Annotated in this window: 16 protein-coding genes, 1 tRNA gene and 1 pseudogene; 15 read left to right on the top strand and 3 right to left on the bottom strand. The window is 66.5% G+C overall.

Translation table 11 applies throughout. The features are described 5' to 3' along the window. The 6 genes and pseudogenes from cobW (at position 1) to FJ428_RS17770 (ending at position 8454) form a co-directional block, all read left to right on the top strand. Positions 1-1053, top strand: coding sequence for a cobalamin biosynthesis protein CobW (cobW, locus tag FJ428_RS17795; protein WP_140495572.1), 1053 nt, complete (start codon positions 1-3; stop codon positions 1051-1053). Between the two features lie 16 nt (positions 1054-1069). Then, a complete protein-coding gene (locus FJ428_RS17790) occupies positions 1070-4813 on the top strand; it encodes a cobaltochelatase subunit CobN (protein ID WP_140879884.1) in 3744 nt (1247 codons plus the stop codon). After that, a pseudogene (gene cobG / locus FJ428_RS17785) lies at positions 4810-6370 on the top strand (precorrin-3B synthase). Before FJ428_RS17790 ends, cobG begins: the two are co-directional and overlap by 4 nt. After that, entirely contained in the window at positions 6294-6926 is a 633-nt protein-coding gene (locus FJ428_RS17780; RefSeq protein ID WP_140495569.1) for a precorrin-8X methylmutase, read from the top strand. Before cobG ends, FJ428_RS17780 begins: the two are co-directional and overlap by 77 nt. Then, on the top strand, positions 6923-7693 hold the full coding sequence (locus FJ428_RS17775; protein WP_140521148.1) for a precorrin-2 C(20)-methyltransferase: 771 nt from the start codon (positions 6923-6925) through the stop codon (positions 7691-7693). Before FJ428_RS17780 ends, FJ428_RS17775 begins: the two co-directional genes overlap by 4 nt. Then, positions 7690-8454 carry a precorrin-3B C(17)-methyltransferase gene (locus FJ428_RS17770; RefSeq protein ID WP_140495567.1) on the top strand — a complete coding sequence of 255 codons (765 nt, stop codon included), beginning with the start codon at positions 7690-7692 and terminating at the stop codon, positions 8452-8454. The genes FJ428_RS17775 and FJ428_RS17770 overlap by 4 nt, the downstream gene beginning before the upstream one ends. On the opposite strand, the gene FJ428_RS17765 is transcribed toward FJ428_RS17770, so the two are convergent. Continuing rightward, positions 8418-9179, bottom strand: coding sequence for a cobalt-precorrin-6A reductase (locus FJ428_RS17765; RefSeq protein ID WP_140879882.1), 762 nt, complete (start codon positions 9177-9179; stop codon positions 8418-8420). The two genes, FJ428_RS17770 and FJ428_RS17765, sit on opposite strands and share 37 nt — an antisense overlap. Position 9180: 1 nt before the next feature. Here FJ428_RS17765 and cbiE point away from each other — a divergent pair, with 1 nt between their 5' ends. Genes cbiE through FJ428_RS17725 form a run of 8 tightly spaced genes read left to right on the top strand, consistent with a single transcriptional unit; the run spans position 9181 to position 15803 of the window. Beyond that, on the top strand, positions 9181-10416 hold the full coding sequence (gene cbiE, locus FJ428_RS17760; protein WP_140879881.1) for a precorrin-6y C5,15-methyltransferase (decarboxylating) subunit CbiE: 1236 nt from the start codon (positions 9181-9183) through the stop codon (positions 10414-10416). Continuing rightward, a complete protein-coding gene (locus FJ428_RS17755; protein WP_140495564.1) occupies positions 10413-10799 on the top strand; it encodes a cobalamin biosynthesis protein in 387 nt (128 codons plus the stop codon). Before cbiE ends, FJ428_RS17755 begins: the two co-directional genes overlap by 4 nt. After that, positions 10796-11560 carry a precorrin-4 C(11)-methyltransferase gene (gene cobM / locus FJ428_RS17750; RefSeq protein ID WP_140495563.1) on the top strand — a complete coding sequence of 255 codons (765 nt, stop codon included), beginning with the start codon at positions 10796-10798 and terminating at the stop codon, positions 11558-11560. The genes FJ428_RS17755 and cobM overlap by 4 nt, the downstream gene beginning before the upstream one ends. Further along, positions 11557-12375: a uroporphyrinogen-III C-methyltransferase gene (gene cobA, locus FJ428_RS17745; RefSeq protein WP_140495562.1), complete on the top strand. Its 819-nt coding sequence runs from the start codon at positions 11557-11559 to the stop codon at positions 12373-12375. The genes cobM and cobA overlap by 4 nt, the downstream gene beginning before the upstream one ends. Next, complete coding sequence (locus FJ428_RS17740) at positions 12372-13685, top strand: cobyrinate a,c-diamide synthase (RefSeq protein ID WP_140879880.1); 1314 nt, start codon at positions 12372-12374, stop codon at positions 13683-13685. The genes cobA and FJ428_RS17740 overlap by 4 nt, the downstream gene beginning before the upstream one ends. Before the next feature lie 3 nt (positions 13686-13688). After that, entirely contained in the window at positions 13689-14465 is a 777-nt protein-coding gene (gene cobS / locus FJ428_RS17735; RefSeq protein ID WP_140554992.1) for an adenosylcobinamide-GDP ribazoletransferase, read from the top strand. 24 nt (positions 14466-14489) lie between these two features. Beyond that, entirely contained in the window at positions 14490-15500 is a 1011-nt protein-coding gene (gene cobT, locus FJ428_RS17730) for a nicotinate-nucleotide--dimethylbenzimidazole phosphoribosyltransferase (protein WP_140879879.1), read from the top strand. 39 nt (positions 15501-15539) lie between these two features. Then, positions 15540-15803 (top strand): hypothetical protein, encoded by a 264-nt coding sequence (locus FJ428_RS17725; RefSeq protein WP_140670218.1) that lies wholly within the window; start codon positions 15540-15542, stop codon positions 15801-15803. Positions 15804-15936: 133 nt separating this feature from the next. Here the strand turns inward: FJ428_RS17725 and FJ428_RS17720 are convergent. Together FJ428_RS17720 and FJ428_RS17715 are read right to left on the bottom strand one after the other, a co-directional pair. Then, positions 15937-16012: transfer RNA gene (locus FJ428_RS17720), tRNA-Lys, on the bottom strand. Between the two features lie 107 nt (positions 16013-16119). Then, positions 16120-17052, bottom strand: a complete 933-nt coding sequence (locus tag FJ428_RS17715; RefSeq protein WP_140879878.1) for a PhzF family phenazine biosynthesis protein — start codon at positions 17050-17052, stop codon at positions 16120-16122. A 130-nt stretch (positions 17053-17182) separates the two neighbouring features. Here FJ428_RS17715 and FJ428_RS17710 point away from each other — a divergent pair, with 130 nt between their 5' ends. Continuing rightward, on the top strand, positions 17183-18475 hold the full coding sequence (locus FJ428_RS17710) for an efflux RND transporter periplasmic adaptor subunit (protein WP_140675311.1): 1293 nt from the start codon (positions 17183-17185) through the stop codon (positions 18473-18475). Positions 18476-18479: the final 4 nt, after the last annotated feature.

The following is an 18479-nucleotide window of genomic DNA, read 5'->3' as shown; positions in this document are numbered from 1 at the left end:
ATGACCGCCGCAGTTTCCGCCGCCACTCTCTCCCGCGTCCCCTGTACCGTGGTCACCGGCTTCCTGGGTGCCGGCAAGACCACGCTGGTCCGCCATCTCCTGGAGAACGCGGGCGGCAAGCGGATCGCCATCATCGTCAACGAATTCGGCGACATCGGAATCGACGGCGAGATCCTCAAGGGCTGCGGCATCGACACCTGCCCGGAGGAAAACATCGTCGAACTGGCCAATGGCTGCATCTGCTGCACCGTCGCCGACGATTTCGTCCCGGCGCTCGACCAGATCCTGTCGCTGACGCCGAAGGTCGACCACATCCTGATCGAGACCTCAGGCTTGGCTCTGCCCAAGCCGCTGGTCCAGGCCTTCCAGTGGCCGACAGTGAAGAGCCGGGTGACAGTCGACGGCGTAATCGCCGTGGTCGACGGTCCGGCATTGGCCGAGGGGCGCGTCGCCAACGACATGGACGCCCTGCAGGCGCAACGCGCGCAGGACCAGACACTGGACCACGACGACCCCGTCGAGGAGGTGTTCGAGGACCAGATCGCCTGCGCCGACCTCATCATCCTGTCGAAGAGCGACCTGATGGATGCCGCAGGTTCGGCTCGCGCCAACGCCATCATTGGCGAACACTCCGCCCGCGCCGTGAAGGTCGTGCCGACGGCTCATGGCAAGGTCGATCCGTCCGTGCTGCTCGGGCTAGGCCTCGCCGTCGAGGACGACATCGAGAACCGCAAGTCCCATCATGACGGCGCCTTCGACCACGAGCACGACGACTTCGATACGTTCATCGTCGACATCCCCTCGATCGCCAACCCGGACGACCTGGCAAAGCGCGTCGCGACCGCCGCCGAACAGGAGAACGTGCTGCGGGTGAAAGGCTTCGTCGAGGTCGGCGGCAAGCCGATGCGGCTTTTGCTCCAGGCCGTTGGTCCGCGCGTCAATCATTATTATGACCGCGCCTGGACGGCTGACGACGACCGCCGCTCGCGCCTGGTCGTCATCGGCCTCAAGGGGCTGAACCGCCCGGCGATCGAGCATATCCTCGCCGGCTGAGGCAACACCGACCGCGATGCACATCCTCACCACCACATCCGCCTCGCTCGACGATCTCGCCGAGCCGGTCGATCTGCGGCAGACGCCGGCGGAAATGGTGGCGCTGTCCTTCACGGACAGCGACCTGGCCGGACTGGCAGCGGCCTGGAAAGGCGACGCCGATCGGCTGCCCACGATGCGGCTGGCCGCGCTGCGCGACCTGCGCCACCCCATGTCCGTCGACCTCTGGATCGACAGCGTCGCCCGTCACGCCAAAGTCATTCTGGTGCGTATTCTCGGCGGTTACGAGTGGTGGCGCTACGGCTGCGACCAGTTGGCCGTGGTTGCCCGTGAGCGTGGCATAAAGCTGGCACTACTTCCCGGTGAAAGCCACGACGAGGATATCAGGCTGATCGAAGCCTCGACGCTGCCGCGCGAGGAACTGGACGGGCTGCTCAATTATTTCCGCCAGGGCGGCCCGGCCAATATGAGCGCGCTGGTGCGCAGGCTGGCGCGGTTGGCGGGGTCTGATCGCGAGATTGCCGAGCCGGTAAGCGTGCCGAAAGCCGGGTTTTATGAGCCGGGGCGCGGAGTCGTGGAGAAGCCGGACTTATCGAATGTTGACGATCCTTCACACCCCCCTCTGTCCGGCAGGACATCTCCTCTGCAAGGGGGGAGATCGGCTGTCATCAAGGCCGGCTCCTCTTCTGTCCCCTTGGACAGGGATTTATCTCGACCATCCGCGATAGGCGAAATCGTCGATGAAAGAGCAATCTCCCCCCTTGCGGGGGAGATGTCCGGTAGGACAGAGGGGGGTGTGACGGAACTCGACGCCGGCAACGTCAACCCACCCGTGATTCCCATCCTCTTCTACCGCTCGATGCTGCTCGCCGCCGATGTCGCGCCCATCGACGCGCTTTTCGAGGCGCTACGGCAGCGCGGCATGCTGCCGGTGCCGATCTTCGTCTCCAGCCTGAAAGACCCGGAATCTCTGGCTTTTGTTGAAACCGCGATTGCCCAGCTCAAGCCCGCCGCCATCATCACTGCGACCGCGTTCGCGTCCGGCGCCGAACCCGGCGTCGAGACCCTGTTCGACCGCGCCGGCGTGCCGGTCTTCCAGGTGATCGTCGCCACCACCCGCCGCGACGTATGGGAGAAGAACCAGCGCGGGCTTGCGCCCGCCGACCTCGCCATGCATGTCGTGCTGCCCGAACTGGACGGCCGCATCCTGGCCGGCGCCGTTTCGTTCAAGGGCGAGAGCGAGACCGACCCGGCGCTCGGCCACCGCGCCTTTGCCAACCGGCCGGAACCCGATCGCGTCGAACAGGTGGCGGACCGGGTCGCGGCCTTCATCAGCCTTCGGGAAACGCCCCGCGCGGAACGCAAGCTCGCCATTCTGATCCCTGATTATCCGAGCGCTCCCGGCCGCACCGGCTATGCGGTCGGGTTGGATGTGCCATCGAGCGTGCTGGCGATGCTGCACGACCTCCAGGAACAGGGCTATGTAGTTGAGGGAATTCCCCAAACGTCGCGTGCGTTGCTGGATTTGCTGGAGCGCAGCAAGGCTGGGTTGGAGTTGGATGAGTACCTTGCCTTCTCAACGGAATTGCCGGGCGCAGCAATTGCTGCCGTAGAAGCAGCTTGGGGCAAAGCCGAAGGCGAGACAGGTTTGCGCGAGGCACCCCCCTCTGTCCTGCCGGACATCTTCCCCGCAAGGGGGGAGATTACGCCGTCATCTCTGTCTTCGCCAATCTCCAACGTTGCAAGAGTAGCTCCAGCGTCGAAACTGCCAATCTCCCCCCTTGCGGGGGAGATGTCCGGCAGGACAGAGGGGGGTGTTCAAGCGCTGCCCGCCGCCAAATTCCCCTTCCGCGCCGCGACCTTCGGCAACATCACCGTGGCGCTGGCTCCAGACCGCGGCCGCTCGGCCGACCGCCGCGCCGACTATCACGACCCGACGCTGCCGCCGCGCCATGCGTTGCTCGCCTTCGGCCTGTGGCTGCGCAAATTGCTCGGCGTCCATGCGCTCATCCATGTTGGCGCGCATGGCACGCTGGAATGGCTGCCGGGCAAGACGGTTGCGCTTTCGCAAAACTGCTTCCCCGAGATCGTCACCGGTCCCCTGCCCGTCATCTATCCCTTTATCGTCTCCAATCCCGGCGAGGCGGCGCAGGCGAAGCGGCGGATCGCCGCCGTCACGCTCGGCCATCTGCCGCCGCCGCTCACCGGCGCCGGATTGGACAAGAACCAGCACAGGCTCGAACGGCTGGTCGACGAATACGCCCAGGCTGACGGTCTCGACCGCCGCCGCCGCGACCGTCTGGCCAGTCTGATCGTCGAAACCGCGCAGACGACGGGCCTCGCCGCGGAGGCCGGCGTTGCCCGCACCGACGCGCCGGACGAGGCCCTGCGCCGCATCGATGCCTGGCTCTGCGACCTGAAGGATTTCGCTATCAAGGATGGGCTGCATGTCTACGGCCGCGCGCCCGACGAAGAGCCCGACCTTATGCGCCGGCAAAGCGCCAAGGCCGAAAAGGCCGCCCTTCTTGCCGCGCTCGACGGTCGTCATGTCACCGCGGGCCCGGCCGGCGCGCCCGCGCGCGGGCGTTCCGACGTTCTGCCCACCGGCCGCAACCTGTTCACGTCGGACCCGCGCGCCATGCCGACGCCGACGGCTTACGACATCGGCAAGGCTGCCGCCGAGGAAGTGGTGCGCACCTATATGCAATCGCATGGCGACTGGCCGCGCTCGCTGATCATCGACCTTTGGGGTTCGGCGTCTTTGCGCACCGGCGGCGAGGAGATCGCGCAGGGGCTTTCGCTGATGGGCTGCCGCCCGCAATGGGATGCCGCCACAGGTCGCGTCACCGGCATCGAGGTGTTGGCACCGGCAGCGCTTGGCCGCCCGCGCGTCGACGTCACCTGGCGCATATCGGGCCTGTTCCGCGACATGTTCCCGACCCAGATCGCGCTGATCGATGCCGCTGCCAACGCCGTTGCCGCGCGCGACGAGGACGATTCGGAAAATCCGCTCGCCGCAAGGACCCGCGCCGAGGGCAAGATCAGCCCGCGCATCTTTGGCACCTCGCCTGGCACTTACGGCGCTGGCGTCGAGGAAATCCTGTCGAGCGGCGACTGGGCGGCGCGCGAGGAAATCGGCCGCGCCTATCTCGATGCCACATCGCATGCCTATGGCGGCGCCGGCGGTGAAGGGATCGCCGCGCCCGGCGCTTTCGAGAACCGCATCGCCGAGGCCGATCTTCTCGTCCACACCGGCGACGATCCCGGCCGCGACATCCTCGAAGGCTCCGCCGATGTCGCCTTTATCGGCGGTTTTTCGGCCGCCCTTGCAGCGCTTGGCAGGAATGCCGACGTTATCGTGCTGGACACGACGGACCCGCAGAGGCCGAAGCCGCGTTCACTTAGTGAGGCTGTGACGCGCGTCGTGCGCGCCCGCGCTGTCAACGCCCGCTTCATAGCGGGCCAGATGCGCCACGGCCCTCGCGGCGCCTCGGAATTCGCCGAAACCGTCGACCGGCTGGTTGGCTTCGCCGAAACCACGCAGGCCATACCGGGCGCGCTGATAGACGCCGTGCACGATGCCTATCTCGGCGATGCGGACGTCCGCGCCTTCATCCTGCGCGAAAACCCGGCCGCCGCGAAAGCCATTGCCGAACGCCTCCTGTCGGCGCGACGGCGGGGCCTCTGGCATCCCTTGCGCAATTCGATCGACGACGACCTCGCGGCACTGATTGCCGAGGCACGGGAGTTGGCGGCATGAACGCCTACTCCCGCCGCGGCGCCTGCCCGGCCCTTTCGGCGCCGATGCAGACCGGCGACGGCCTGCTGGTGCGGCTCAACCCGGTCGCCGGAGGCCCATCTTCTGGCGGATTGTCGCCGAAGCTTCTGATCGGGCTGGCAGAATCCGCCCTGCGGCACGGCAACGGCATCATGGAAGTGACAGCGCGCGGCAGCTTGCAAATACGCGGATTGACCACGCAAAGTGCAACCCTGCTGGCGAAGGAAGTCGATGCGCTGGGCATTGTGGTCCGCACTGGCGTACCAGTGGAGACCGGACCACTGGCCGGCATCGATCCGCAGGAGATCGCCGACCCCAGGCCGCTGGCTGATCGGATCAGGGAAGCGGTCGAGGACGCCGGGCTGTCGCAGCGGCTCGGGCCGAAGGTTTCGGTCGTTGTCGACGGTGGCGGGCAACTGACGATGGATGCTGTGACGGCCGACGTGCGGCTGAAGGCGGCGAGCACCGAGGCGGGAATCCGCTGGCGGGTGTCGGTGGCCGGTGACGGGCGGAATGCGAAAGTGTTGGCAAAGGTCAACGCGCATGCCGCTAGAGACATAGCCGTCGCAGCGCTTAGGATGGTGGCTGAAAAAGGCCGCGAAGCGCACACACGGGATTTATCGGAGAGGCAAATAGCGTCTCTCGCAAGTTGGCATTCTACGGCGCCCCCCTCTGTCCTGCCGGACATCTCCCCCACAAGGGGGGAGATTGCTCATTCACGCTCGCCTTTGCCAATTTCCTGGGATGCAGAAGGAGAGCCGGCGCCCGAACCGCCAATCTCCCCCCTTGTGGGGGAGATGTCCGGCAGGACAGAGGGGGGCGCCGTAGAGCACCCTCGCTCGCCGATTGGCGTTTTCGACTTGAACACTGGCCGCGCCCTCGGCATCGGTCTCCCCTACGGCAGCATGCCCGCCGAAAGGCTCATCGCCCTCGCTCAAAGCGCTCTCACCCTCGGGACGTCGGAAATCCGCCTCGCCCCGGGCCGCGCCCTGCTCTTCCTCGGCCAGCCACCAGCCGCCAATCCTTCCCTCCAGCAAACAGCCGCCACCCTCGGCTTCGTCACCGCCCCCACCGACCCGCGCACGCGCATCGCTGCTTGTCCCGGCGCGCCGGCTTGCGCCTCGGGTCGCATCGCCACGCGCGACATTGCCGAGGCGATCGCCACCGAAAACGCCGATGGTCTTGACTTCACCTTGCATGTTTCTGGCTGCGCCAAGGGTTGCGCGCATCCCGGCCCAGCGGCGCTGACCGTGGTCGGCGGCGAAAATGGAGCCGGACTTGTCGTGAACGCGACGGCAAAGGCCCTTCCTGCCGGTTACAGGCCGGGCTATGACGCCGCGCGCGGCATCGGCCGCGTCGCGGCGGCAATCCGCAGCGCACGCTATCAGGGCGAGACCGCCGCCGCCTGCCTGACGAGGCTGGGGCCGGCCGGCATCGCAGAGGCTTATCGACAGGAATGACAATGGTCGCCTACGACTACATCCACGACGGCACGGCGATCTACGAACGCTCCTTTGCCATCATCCGCGCCGAGGCTGATCTCGCGCGCTTTTCCGAAGCAGAGGCCGATGTCGCGGTCCGCATGATCCATGCCTGCGGCCAAGTGGAAGCCGCCAAGAATTTTGTCTTCTCCAGCGATTTCGTTTCCGCCGCACGGGCCGCGCTTGCCGCCGGCGCGCCGATCTTCTGCGACGCCGAAATGGTCTCGCACGGCGTCACCCGCGCCCGTCTGCCTGCCGGCAACGAGGTGATCTGCACCTTGCGCGACCCGCGCACGCATGAAATCGCCAGGACGATCGGCAACACACGTTCTGCCGCCGCGATCGACCTGTGGGGCGAGCGCATCGCCGGTTCGGTGGTGGCCATCGGCAATGCGCCGACCGCACTCTTCTATCTTCTGGAGAAGCTGCGCGACGGTGCGCCGAAACCGGCCGCCATCATCGGCATGCCGGTGGGCTTCGTTGGTGCCGCCGAATCGAAGGACGCGCTGGCGCAGAATTCCTACGGCGTACCCTATGCAATCGTGCGCGGCAGGCTTGGCGGCAGCGCCATGACCGCGGCAGCCCTCAATTCTCTCGCGAGGCCCGGCCTGTGAACGCGCTCCCCAAAACCGGCTCGAGGGGCCGCCTGGTCGGCGTCGGTACCGGTCCCGGCGACCCGGAACTGTTGACGCTGAAGGCCGCGCGTGCGCTGGCCGAGGCCGATGTGGTGGCGTATTTCGCCAAGCGCGGCAACAACAGCAATGCGCGCGCCATCGTCGAAACGCGCTTCCGGCCCGACATGCTGGAACTGCCGTTGCTCTATCCCGTGACCACGGAGATCGACAAGGATCACGACGATTACCGCGCGCAGATATCGGCCTTCTACGAGGAGTCCGCCGAGACCGTTGCCGGTCATCTGGATGCCGGTAGGATGGTCGCCGTGCTGTCGGAAGGCGATCCGCTCTTCTATGGCTCCTACATGCATCTGCATGTGCGCCTCGCCCATCGTTTTCCGACCGAGGTCATTCCCGGCGTTACCGCCATGTCGGGCTGCTGGTCGGCGACCGGCCTGCCGATCGTCCAGGGCGACGACGTGCTGACCGTGCTGCCGGGCACGATGAGCGAGTTCGAACTGACCCGGCGCCTCGCCGACACCGATGCCGCCGTTATCATGAAGGTCGGCCGCAACCTGCCCAAAATCCGGCGGGCGCTGGAGGCCACCGGCAAGCTGACACGCGCCGTCTATGTCGAGCGCGGCACCATGCCGGGCAGCGTCTCGATGCGGCTCACCGACAAGCCGGACGACAAGGCGCCCTATTTCGCCATTGTGCTCGTTGCCGGCTGGTCCGGACGCCCTGTCGCGTCGGCGGGTGGCGCATGAGCGGCCGCCTCACTGTCATCGGGCTCGGACCTGGCAACGCCGATCAGGTGACGCCGCAGGCGAGCCACGCCGTCGCCGAGGCAAGCTTCTTCTACGGCTACAAGCCCTATCTCGACCGGCTGGAATTGCGCCCGGACCAGACCCGCATCGCCTCCGACAATCGCGAAGAGCTTGCCCGCTCCAACGAGGCGCTGGCGAAGGCGGCCGAAGGTCACAATGTCGCCGTCGTCTCCGGGGGCGATCCAGGCGTCTTCGCCATGGCGGCGGCCGTCTGCGAGGCGATCGAAGCCGGCCCCTCCGAATGGCGCGCGATCGATCTCGCAATCGTGCCTGGCGTCACCGCCATGCTCGCTGTCGCTGCCCGCATCGGGGCACCGCTCGGCCATGATTTCTGCGCCATCTCGCTGTCCGACAATCTGAAGCCATGGGACTTGGTCGAACTGCGCCTGCTGGCGGCCGCCGGCGCCGGCTTCGTCATCGCGCTTTACAATCCCATCAGCAAGGCGCGCCCCTGGCAGCTTGGCCGCGCCTTCGAATGTCTGAAGGCCATTCTGCCGGGCACCACGCCCGTTATATTCGGCCGTGCCGCAGGCCGGCCCGATGAGCGCATCGAGGTGTTCCTGCTGGCGGATGCCGATGCCGACAAGGCGGATATGGCAACCTGCATCATCATCGGTTCGCCGGAAACCCGGATCATCAGGCGCGGTAACAGGCCGGCGCTGGTTTACACGCCGCGCTCCGCGGCAGGCTCGACAAGATGATCGACCATGTCGGCAAGCTGATCAACGGTCGCAGCCGAAGGAATCTCCGGCAGCGCAGGCCTGCGCACCATGACGACGTCGAGGCCAAGCGCCCGCGCCGCGGCGATCTTGCCATAAGTCGCCGCGCCGCCGCTGTTCTTGGATACGACGATGTCGATGCCGTGCCGCTGGAGCAGCGTGTGTTCCTCCGCCTCGCGAAACGGCCCGCGCGCCAGGAGATAGGTGGCATCGGGCACTGCCAGCTTCGGCTCGACCGGATCGACGCTGCGGATGAGATAGTGGTGCTGGGGCGCGGCTTCGAAAGCCGCGACCTCCTGCCGGCCGAGAGCCAGGAATACACGGCGCGGCGCCGGTCCAAGCGCCTGCACGGCATCGCCTGTCGTATAGACCTGCGTCCAGCGATCGCCCTCGACAGGCTCCCAGCCGGGACGGCGCAGAGCGACGATCGGCACCCCAGCCATGCGCGCGGCCTGCGCCGCATTGGCGGAAATTCGCGCCGCGTAGGGATGCGTGGCGTCGATCAGCAGCTCGATGCTTGTCTCCTTGAGATAGGCGGCCAGACCATCGGCGCCGCCAAACCCTCCACTGCGTACCGGCACGCCCTGCGTCACCGGGCTTTCGGTGCGGCCCGCCAGCGACAGCATCACCGAGTAACCGGCTGCCAGTTTTCCAGCCAGTTGCCGGGCTTCGGTGGTTCCGCCGAGGATCAGAATGCGGTGGGTCATCATGCCTGCTAAGAGTCTACGCGGCGCCAACCAAAAATGGCTCACCATCGTTGGCATAGGCGAGGACGGTGTAGCCGGTCTCGGCGACGAGGCCAAGCAGCGGATCGCCGACGCTGAAATCATCTTTGGCGGCAAGCGGCATCTGGCGCTCGTCTCATCATTCGCCAAGGGCGATCCGCGCCCATGGCCGGTTCCCTTCGATGCCAAGATGCACGACGTGCTGTCGCTCGCCGGCAAGCGCGTTTGCGTTCTTGCCTCCGGCGATCCCTTTTTCCACGGCGTCGGCGTCACCCTCGCCCGCAAGGTCATGCCGCGGGAGATGCATGTCATTCCCGCGCCGTCGGCCATTTCGCTGGCGGCCGCTCGCCTTGGCTGGGCGCTGCAGGACATCGAAACCGTCTCGCTGCATGGCCGCCCCATCGACCTGATCCGGCCATTGCTGCAACCCAACGCACGCATCCTGGCCCTGACATCCGACGGCGATGCACCGGCGGCAATCGCCCGCCTGCTCACCGAGCTTGATTTCGGCGCCTCGCGGTTGACGATCCTGGAGGCATTGGGCGGGCCGAACGAGAACCTGCGCACGGCCCGGGCCGATGCCTTCAACCTCGAAAACATCAATCCGCTCAATGTGCTGGCGCTCGAAATTCAATCTGGTCCGGATGCGCGTATCCTGCCTTTGACATCAGGCCTCGCCGATCATCTGTTCGACCATGACGGCCAGATCACCAAGCATGAGATCCGCGCCATCACGCTGTCGGCGCTGGCGCCGAGGCGCGGCGAACTGCTGTGGGATATTGGCGCCGGCTCCGGTTCCATCGGCATCGAATGGATGCTCACCCACCCTTCGATGCGCACTGTTGCCATCGAAGCCGACCCGATCCGCGCCGCCCGCATCGGCCACAACGCTGCTGCCTGCGGCGTTCCCGGACTCATCGTAGTCGAAGGCAGCGCACCCAAGGCGCTTGCAAGGCTCGATACGCCAGACGCGATTTTCATTGGCGGCGGCGGCAGCGACGCCGGCGTGCTGGCCGCCGCCATCAAGGCGCTGCGCACCGGCGGCCGCCTCGTTGCCAATGCGGTGACGCTGGAAATGGAGACGCTGCTTCTTGCCCGTCATACCGAGCTCGGGGGCGATCTGACCCGCATCGCCATATCCCGCGCCGCGCCTGTCGGTTCGATGCAGGCCTGGCGGCCGGCGATGCCGGTTACCCAATGGAGTTGGATCAAGCCATGATGGTCGCGGGCATCGGCAGCCGAAAGGGTGTAAGCGTCGAGGACGTGCTTGCCGCGATAGAAACCGCGCTCGAAGCGCACGGGCTGGCGATGACGGCGCTCTCGTCGCTCGCCACCGCCATGCTCAAGAAAGATGAACAGGCGATCGCTGCCGCAGGTCGCACACTCAACCTTCCCGTCATCGTCGTCGATGAGGCAGCGCTTAAAGCAGCGTCGACGAAGGCGCTCAGCAACTCCAGCCTCTCGCAGGGTCTGGCCGGCACACCGTCGGTTTCCGAAGCATCGGCGCTGGCCGTCGCCGGCGAAGGCGCCAGGCTGCTGGGACCACGCATCGTGCTCGGCCCGGTCACCTGCGCCATCGCCATCAGCGGAGACGCGGCATGACCGTGCATTTCATCGGCGCCGGTCCGGGCGCCGCCGACCTCATTACCCTGCGCGGCGCGCGGCTGCTGGCAAGCTGCCCGGTCTGCCTCCATGCCGGCTCGATCGTGGCGCCCGAATTGCTGCAGCATTGCGCCCCGGGAACGAAGCTGATCGACACCGCGCCGATGTCGCTCGACGAGATCGAGGCCGAATATCTGGCCGCCCACAAGGCCGGCCATGATGTCGCGCGGCTGCATTCCGGTGACCTGTCGGTATGGAGCGCGGTTGCCGAACAGATCCGCCGGCTGGAAAGGCACGGCATTCCCTACACGCTGACGCCGGGCGTTCCCTCTTTCGCTGCCGCGGCGGCTGCTCTGCGGCGCGAGCTGACCATTCCCGAAGTCGCCCAGAGCCTGGTGCTGACCCGCGTCTCCGGCCGCGCTTCAAAAATGCCGCCTGGCGAAACGCTGGCCGGTTTCGGCCGCACCGGCGCCACGCTTGCCATTCATCTTGCCATCCACGCCATCGATCGCATCGTCGCCGAGCTGACGCCGCTCTATGGCCGCGATTGCCCGGTGGCGGTCGTCTTCCGTGCCTCCTGGCCGGACGAGCGCGTGCTGACCGGCACGCTGGAAACCATCGAGGCACAACTGGCCGCCGACCCGATGGAGCGTACGGCCATCATCTTCGTCGGCCGCTCGCTGGCGGCGGAAGGCTTTGGCGAGAGTTCATTGTACGACGCGCATTACCAACGGCGTTTTCGCGGACGGGACGGATTGTGAGCGACAGCACCAAAAATAAGGGCGAGAACGCCGCGCTCCAACAGGCGCTTGCCCGGCTGAACTTCAAGCCGCGGACGCTTGAGCCCGGCCATGTCTGGCTCGCCGGCGCCGGCCCCGGCGATCCCGGCTGCCTGACGCTGGAAGTGCTGGCGGCGCTGAGTGAGGCGGATGCGCTGGTCTACGATGCGCTGGTCTCCCCGGACGTCGTCGCGGTTGCCGAAAACGCCGAACTTTTCTTTGCCGGCAAGCGCGGCGGAAAACCCTCGATGAAACAGGACGACATAACCGCCCTGCTGGTCCGGCTGGCGCGCCAGGGCCGCCGCGTCGTCAGGCTGAAGGGCGGCGACCCCTATATTTTCGGCCGTGGCGGCGAAGAGGCGCTGGCGCTGGCGCGGGAAAACATCCCGTTCCGCGTCCTGCCCGGCCTCACCTCGGGCCTCAGCGCGCTGGCCGCCACCGGCATCCCCGCGACCATGCGCGGCATCAACAAGGCGGTAATCCTGGCGACCGGCCATGCCGCCGGCACCGATGACGATCTCGACTGGGCCGCGATCGCGCGCACCGGCCAGCCTGTCGTGGTCTACATGGGCATGGCCAATCTGCCTGTGATATCGGCCGCATTGCTCGACGGCGGGCTGGCGCCATCGACGCCGGCGGCGGTGATCGTCGCCGCGACGACGCCGCAGGAGCGCATCGTCGTCGCCACGCTGGCCACCATCGCCGAGGAAGCCGCCGCCGCCGGCCTGTCCGCACCGGCGCTGATCGTCGTCGGCGGCATCGTCGCCATGCGCGCGGCGCTGGCGGGTGCATCGTGAGCGCCCGCGCGATCATCGTCGGCGCGCCGCGCTCCGGCTCGGGCAAGACCAGCGTCACCATCGGCATTTTACGCGCACTCACTCGGCGCGGCCTGAAAGTACGCGGCGCCAAGTCTGGCCCCGATTACATCGATCCCGGCTTCCACACCGCCGCCACCGGCCTGTCCGGCGTCAATCTTGACAGCTGGGCGATGTCGCCGTCGCTGCTCAACGCACTGGCCGTAAATGCCGCCGACGACGCCGATTTTGTTATCCTCGAAAGCGCCATGGGCCTGTTCGACGGCATTCCGGCCGCGCCGGGCCGCAGCGGTTCGGCGGCCGATCTCGCGCGGCTCTACGGCCTGCCGGTGCTGCTGGTGCTGGACGTTTCCGGCCAGTCGACCACGGCAGCGGCCGTCGCCAAGGGGTTCGCCATCTACGATCCGGAGGTTCGCATGGCGGGCATCGTGCTCAACCGGCTGGGCAGCGAGCGCCATCGCCGGCTGTCCGGCGACGCCATCGAGGCGATCGGCCTGCCGGTCGTCGGCGCCATCCTGCGCGATCCCACGCTCAACTTGCCCGAGCGCCATCTCGGCCTCGTCCAGGCCGGTGAATATGATGACCTGATGGCGCATCTCGACCGGTTGGCCGACATGGCGGAAAAGTCGCTCGACCTCGACGCCGTCATGGCGCTAGCAACACCTCTCGCCCCGGAGCCCGGCAGCTTCGACGATGCGCTGCAGCCGCCCGGCCAGCGCATCGCACTTGCCGAGGATGCCGCCTTCACCTTTCTCTATCCGCACGTCGCGGCCTACTGGCGCAAGGCCGGCGCGGAGATCGTTCCGTTCTCGCCGCTCGCGGACGAGGCGCCTGACGACAGCTGCGACGTCTGCTGGCTGCCCGGCGGCTATCCCGAGCTTCACGCCGGCCGTCTCGCCGCCGCTGCGAATTTTCGGAAAGGAACGGCAAGGTTCGCCGGGACGAAGCCCATCCATGGTGAGTGCGGTGGCTTCATGGTGCTTGGCGAAGCCCTGGAAGATGCATCTGGCGAAACGCACAAAATGCTCGGCCTGCTCGGCCATTCAACCAGCTTCGCCAAGCGCAAGATGAACCTCGGCTATCGCGAAGCGCGGCTGCGCGCCGACTGTCCGCTCGGCCCGCGGGGCGCGCTGATCCGCGGGCACGAATTCCATTATGCGCAGATGACGGCGGCCGGCGATGACGAGCCCCTGGCCGACCTCGCCGACGGGCAAGGCAATCCGATCGGCGCCTCGGGCTACCGGCGCGGCCAGATCAGCGGCACCTTCTTCCATGCCATCGCAAGGGGCTGAGGCATGAAGTTCCCGAAGGTCACCCTTTCGCCCCGGCAAATCCCCAGCGATGTTGCCCTCTGCCTGGTCTTCTTCACCAGGCTGCCCTTGCCCGTCATCGACTTTCGCGGCCGCAGCCTTGCCGCCGCGATCTGGGCCGCCCCGGTCGCCGGCCTCGTCGTCGGCCTGATCGGCGCCATCGTCTTTGCCACGGCGGAACGGTTTGGCCTTGCCATCGGGTCGGCGGCAGCCCTTGCCCTGGTTGCAACCGCGGTCACCACCGGCTGCCTGCACGAGGACGGGCTGTCCGATGTCGCCGACGGTTTTGGCGGCGGCAACACGCGCGGTCGAAAGCTGGAGATCATGCGCGACAGCCGAATCGGCGCCTACGGCGCCATGGCGCTGGCGCTGTCGCTGCTCATCCGCTGGAGCGCGCTGTCGGAATTCGTCGATCCCACACAAGCTCTCTTCGCGCTCCTGGCCGCCCATGCGGCCTCGCGCGGCGTATTCGGCGCCTTCATGCATCTCTTGCCCCCGGCGCGCGACGATGGCCTCTCGGCCGGCGCCGGCACCGTCTCGCGGGAAATTGCCCTCGCCGGCGCCGTGCTCGGCGCCATCCCGCTCCTCCTGCTCGGGCTTGGCGGCGCCATCGCGGCGCTTATCCTGCTCGGACTGCTGTTTGCCGCCTTCCACGCGCTTTGCCTCAACCAGATCGGTGGCCAGACCGGCGACACGATCGGCGCTATGCAACAGGTGAGCGAAATCGCGGTGCTGCTCGTCGCTTCCGTAGCCCTTTCCTGACTCTGTTTCGGAGAATTTCCTTCCATGCCTTTCAAATCCCTAGATGAATTGCGCGCTGCTTGCCTCGACCTGCCTGATGGCGATGACGCCGCCGCGAGCGCGGTCGCTCGCCGCCAGGACACGTTGACCAAGCCGCAGGGCAGCCTCGGCCGGCTTGAGTCCATCGCCGCGTGGCTGGCGCGCTGGCAGGGCCGCGACATGCCTAGGCTCGAGCGGGTGAAAGTTTTCGTCTTCGCCGGCAACCACGGCGTTACCGCGCAAGGCGTGTCGGCTTATCCTTCGGAAGTCACGGTGCAGATGGTGGCGAATTTCGCCGGCGGCGGTGCGGCCATCAACCAGCTCGCCCGCATCGCGGGCGCCGAACTCGACGTCATTCCGCTCGATCTCGACCATCCGACCGGCGATTTCACGCAAACGCCGGCGATGGACGACAAGGCATTTCTTGCCGCCGTCTCGGCCGGCTACGATGCGGTGACTGATGATCTCGATCTCGTCTGCTTCGGCGAGATGGGTATCGGCAACACCACGCCGGCCGCCGCGATCTCGGCGGCGCTGTTCGGCGGCGATGCCGAAAAATGGACCGGACGCGGCACCGGCGTCGACGATGCCGGCCTCGAGCGCAAGGTGGTTGCCATCGAATCGGGCTTGAAGCGCCACGCCGCCATTCTTGCCGACCCCCTGGGGGTTGCCGCGGCGCTCGGCGGCCGCGAACTCGCCGCCATCTTCGGCGCCACGCTTGCCGCCCGTCACATGGGCATACCGGTGCTACTTGACGGCTTCGTCTGCACCGCAGCCGCAGCACCTTTGGCAAAGCTGCACTCCACAGGCCTTGCTCATACGATCGCCGCCCACGTCTCGGCTGAATCGGGTCACCGCGGCCTGCTCGAAGCGCTCAATCTGCCGCCGCTGCTCGACCTCGGCATGCGGCTCGGCGAAGGCTCCGGCGCTTGCCTCGCCGTCAACATCGTCCGCTCGGCGCTGGAGTGCCATGCGAGGATGGCGAGCTTTGCCGAGGCCGGCGTGTCGGAGAAGTAACATCTTCCGGTTGTAGCGATTCTCGAATAGATCTGGTGGATGAAAAAGCTTCACCCGGCTGCCGCTGCTATGACTATCGCCGTGCTGCTTGCTGGTGTGCTTCGGCACAGCGGATATTCAACTTACGGCCCGATCGACACCGCAATTCTCATTGTTTTTCTAGTTTTCTTCTGGTGGCTCATCAGCGATTTCTCAGGCGGAAAGGCCGCCATTGATGCCGACGACGGTCGGAGCGCGCACAACGGCATGGCTTTTCGGTTCGGCAGGTTTCTGAGCCGCGTTTTTCGGCGCGGCCAATCGTAGTCTTTGACCAAGCTGCAAAGTCCCGCGTCTCACCTGGCCAACGGCGGCCGGGTTGCGAAGGCAGCCAAACACTGATGAGCGCGGCAATTGAACCGGCCTATTCAGGGTCTTTCCACCAAGTCTTTGAAGAATTTGGTGGGTGCGCACAGGATTGAACTGTGGACCCGCTGATTAAGAGTCAGCTGCTCTACCAACTGAGCTACGCACCCACTCGGCCGGCAAAAACCGGCGTTGGCGGGCATATAGCCGCCGATGCCGGTCCTGTCCAGCCCTGCCGGAATCATTTCCCGACAAATCGCTGAAGTGACGCAGATGGTCAGACGAACAGCTTGCCTTCCGCCACCTTGACCGCGTTGCCACCGATGCGCGCCGAGACCAGTTTTCCGCCCTGTACGGCCAGTTCCAGGCGGATGCGCGAGGGCCGCCCCATCTCCAGCCCCTGTTCGATCCACAGCTGCGAAACGCCATTCGTCGGAGCGTCGAAATGCATGACGGCGCCGGCGAAGGCCGCCGCTGCCGAGCCCGTCGCCGGGTCCTCGTAGGAAGGCGTGCCGGGCACGATCATGCGCACATGGAAGGCGCTCTCGTGGTTCACCGTCTCTCGGCAATAGACATAGGGACTGGCAAACGCCCATTCGCTCTTGCGCGGGGCCAGTTCCGACCACGCCTGATTGTCGAGCCGGATCCGGCCCGCCGCCTCCAGATTGGCCACCGGTATGGTCACATAGGGCACGCCCGCCGACCAGAACGCGACGCGGTGATTCTCGAAACCGATCTCGTGCGGCGCCAGGCCAAGGGCGGCGCCGATCGCCACCGGGTCGGCTTCGAGCTTCAGCGGCTCCGGCAGCTTCGCCAGGTCGAATTCGGCGAAGGTGGCGCCATCGTGCTTGCTGACGGCACAGCGCACCGGGCCGATGTTTTCCTCCAGCACGAAAATGCTCGCAGCGCCGTCATTGTCGGCCATTTCAGCGAGCGCGATATCGGCCAGTTCGGCCAGCGCGATCGCCGAGCCCACGGTCGGGTGGCCGGCGAAAGGCATTTCATAATCGGGCGTGAAGATGCGGATACGGGCGCGGTGCTTGGGATTATCCGGTGGCAGCACGAACACCGATTCCGACAGGTTGAACTCGCGCGCGATAGCCTGCATCGCAGCCGTGTCCAGTCCGCCGCTGTCCAACACCACCGCCAGCGGGTTGCCGGCCAGCCGATCGGTCGTAAACACATCGTAAAGCAAGTAATCGCGTCTCATGGAGGAAACCTTCCGCTTTGATCCGAATTTCTGCCTCAATCCCAACATGAGCGAAATTTAATTTGATATTCGAACCATTAGCACTGATCTGTGCACTCATAGGGACATATTGCGCTTCAGGGGGTCCGGCGTGGACCAGATTGTCAATCTGCCAAAGACGGAATCGGATTCCGCCATCGAGACCGCGCTCGGGCTCGACCAGACGGGGCGGCGCAAGAATCGCCGCCGCGGCTGGCTCTATGCGCTGCTGGCGCTGATCGTCCTTGTCGCGGCTTTTGCCGGCTACCAGTGGTATGCCGGCTCGCCGGTCAAGATCGACTATACGACGGCGCCCGCCGCCAAGGCCGACCTCACTGTCGAGGTTTCGGCGACCGGCACCTTGCAGCCCCTCACCCAGGTCGACATTTCCAGCCAGCTCTCGGGCATCATTCGTTCAGTCTCGGTCAACGAGAACCAGCAGGTCAAGAAGGGCGATGTGCTGGCCGCGCTCGACACCGCCAAGCTGCAGGTGCAGATCGAACGCGCCGAGGCATCCGCCAAGGCGGCCGCCGCCAATGTCGCGGACGCCACCGTGACGCTGGCCGAGAATGAAAGCGCGCTCGTGCGCGCCGCCGCCCTCACCAAGCGCGGCATGGCCACCGACCAGTCGCTCGAAGCGGCGACCGCGACCCGCGACCGTTCGAAGGCAGCGCTCGATAGCGCCGAGGCCAATCTCGCCATCGCCAACGCCGACCTGAAATCGCAGCAGACCGACCTTGCCAACAGCACCATCTATGCGCCGATCGACGGCATCGTGCTGACGCGCTCTGTCGACCCCGGCCAGACGGTCGCCTCATCGCTGCAGGCGCCGGTGCTGTTCATCATCGCCGCCGATCTCAGGAACATGGAACTGGTGGCGGCGGTCGACGAAGCCGATATCGGCGCGGTGAAGCCGGGCCAGCATGCCCGCTTCACCGTGGATGCCTTCCCGGAGCGGCCGTTCGACGCCGAGATCCGCGACATCTCCTACGCCTCGGTCACCACCGACGGCGTCGTCACCTACAATGCGCGGCTCGAGGTCGACAACAGCGAGCTGTTGCTGCGCCCCGGCATGACCGCCACTGTTTCGGTCGTCACCCGGCAGGCCAAGGACGTGCTGACCGTCCCCTCCTCCGCCTTCCGCTATCGTCCTGCGCAGCAGGCCGCCCGCGGCTGGAACCTGAGCGACCTGTTCACCGGCCGCATGGGACGTCCCGGCGGCAATCGCCAGCGCCAGGCGGCAGCGCCGCCGACCGACGGCTCACGCATGCTCTACGTGCTGGAGAAAGGCCGTCCGCATCCGGTCAACGTCAGGATCGGCTCGACCGACGGCGAGCTGACCGAGATCACCTCGGGCCTGTCAGAGGGGGCGCAGGTCATCACGGCCTCGCAGCAGCGGAGCTGACGCC

It is taken from the genome of Mesorhizobium sp. B2-8-1 (assembly GCF_006440955.1).
GTDB lineage: Bacteria > Pseudomonadota > Alphaproteobacteria > Rhizobiales > Rhizobiaceae > Mesorhizobium.
The sequence above is the reverse complement of the archived record's forward strand: the minus strand, read 5'-3'. Positions and strand labels throughout refer to the sequence as shown.

What these genes read in the sequence shown, in the direction of transcription:
- FJ428_RS17755 (WP_140495564.1), top strand. Translation starts at nt 10,413, where the DNA reads ATGATGGTCGCGGGCATCGGCAGCCGAAAGGGTGTAAGCGTCGAGGAC.
- cobM (WP_140495563.1), top strand. Translation starts at nt 10,796, where the DNA reads ATGACCGTGCATTTCATCGGCGCCGGTCCGGGCGCCGCCGACCTCATT.
- FJ428_RS17725 (WP_140670218.1), top strand. Translation starts at nt 15,540, where the DNA reads ATGAAAAAGCTTCACCCGGCTGCCGCTGCTATGACTATCGCCGTGCTG.
- FJ428_RS17780 (WP_140495569.1), top strand. Translation starts at nt 6,294, where the DNA reads ATGGTCGCCTACGACTACATCCACGACGGCACGGCGATCTACGAACGC.
- cobW (WP_140495572.1), top strand. Translation starts at nt 1, where the DNA reads ATGACCGCCGCAGTTTCCGCCGCCACTCTCTCCCGCGTCCCCTGTACC.
- FJ428_RS17790 (WP_140879884.1), top strand. Translation starts at nt 1,070, where the DNA reads ATGCACATCCTCACCACCACATCCGCCTCGCTCGACGATCTCGCCGAG.
- cobT (WP_140879879.1), top strand. Translation starts at nt 14,490, where the DNA reads ATGCCTTTCAAATCCCTAGATGAATTGCGCGCTGCTTGCCTCGACCTG.
- FJ428_RS17715 (WP_140879878.1), bottom strand. Translation starts at nt 17,052, where the DNA reads ATGAGACGCGATTACTTGCTTTACGATGTGTTTACGACCGATCGGCTG.
- FJ428_RS17765 (WP_140879882.1), bottom strand. Translation starts at nt 9,179, where the DNA reads ATGACCCACCGCATTCTGATCCTCGGCGGAACCACCGAAGCCCGGCAA.
- cbiE (WP_140879881.1), top strand. Translation starts at nt 9,181, where the DNA reads ATGCCTGCTAAGAGTCTACGCGGCGCCAACCAAAAATGGCTCACCATC.
- cobS (WP_140554992.1), top strand. Translation starts at nt 13,689, where the DNA reads ATGAAGTTCCCGAAGGTCACCCTTTCGCCCCGGCAAATCCCCAGCGAT.
- FJ428_RS17770 (WP_140495567.1), top strand. Translation starts at nt 7,690, where the DNA reads ATGAGCGGCCGCCTCACTGTCATCGGGCTCGGACCTGGCAACGCCGAT.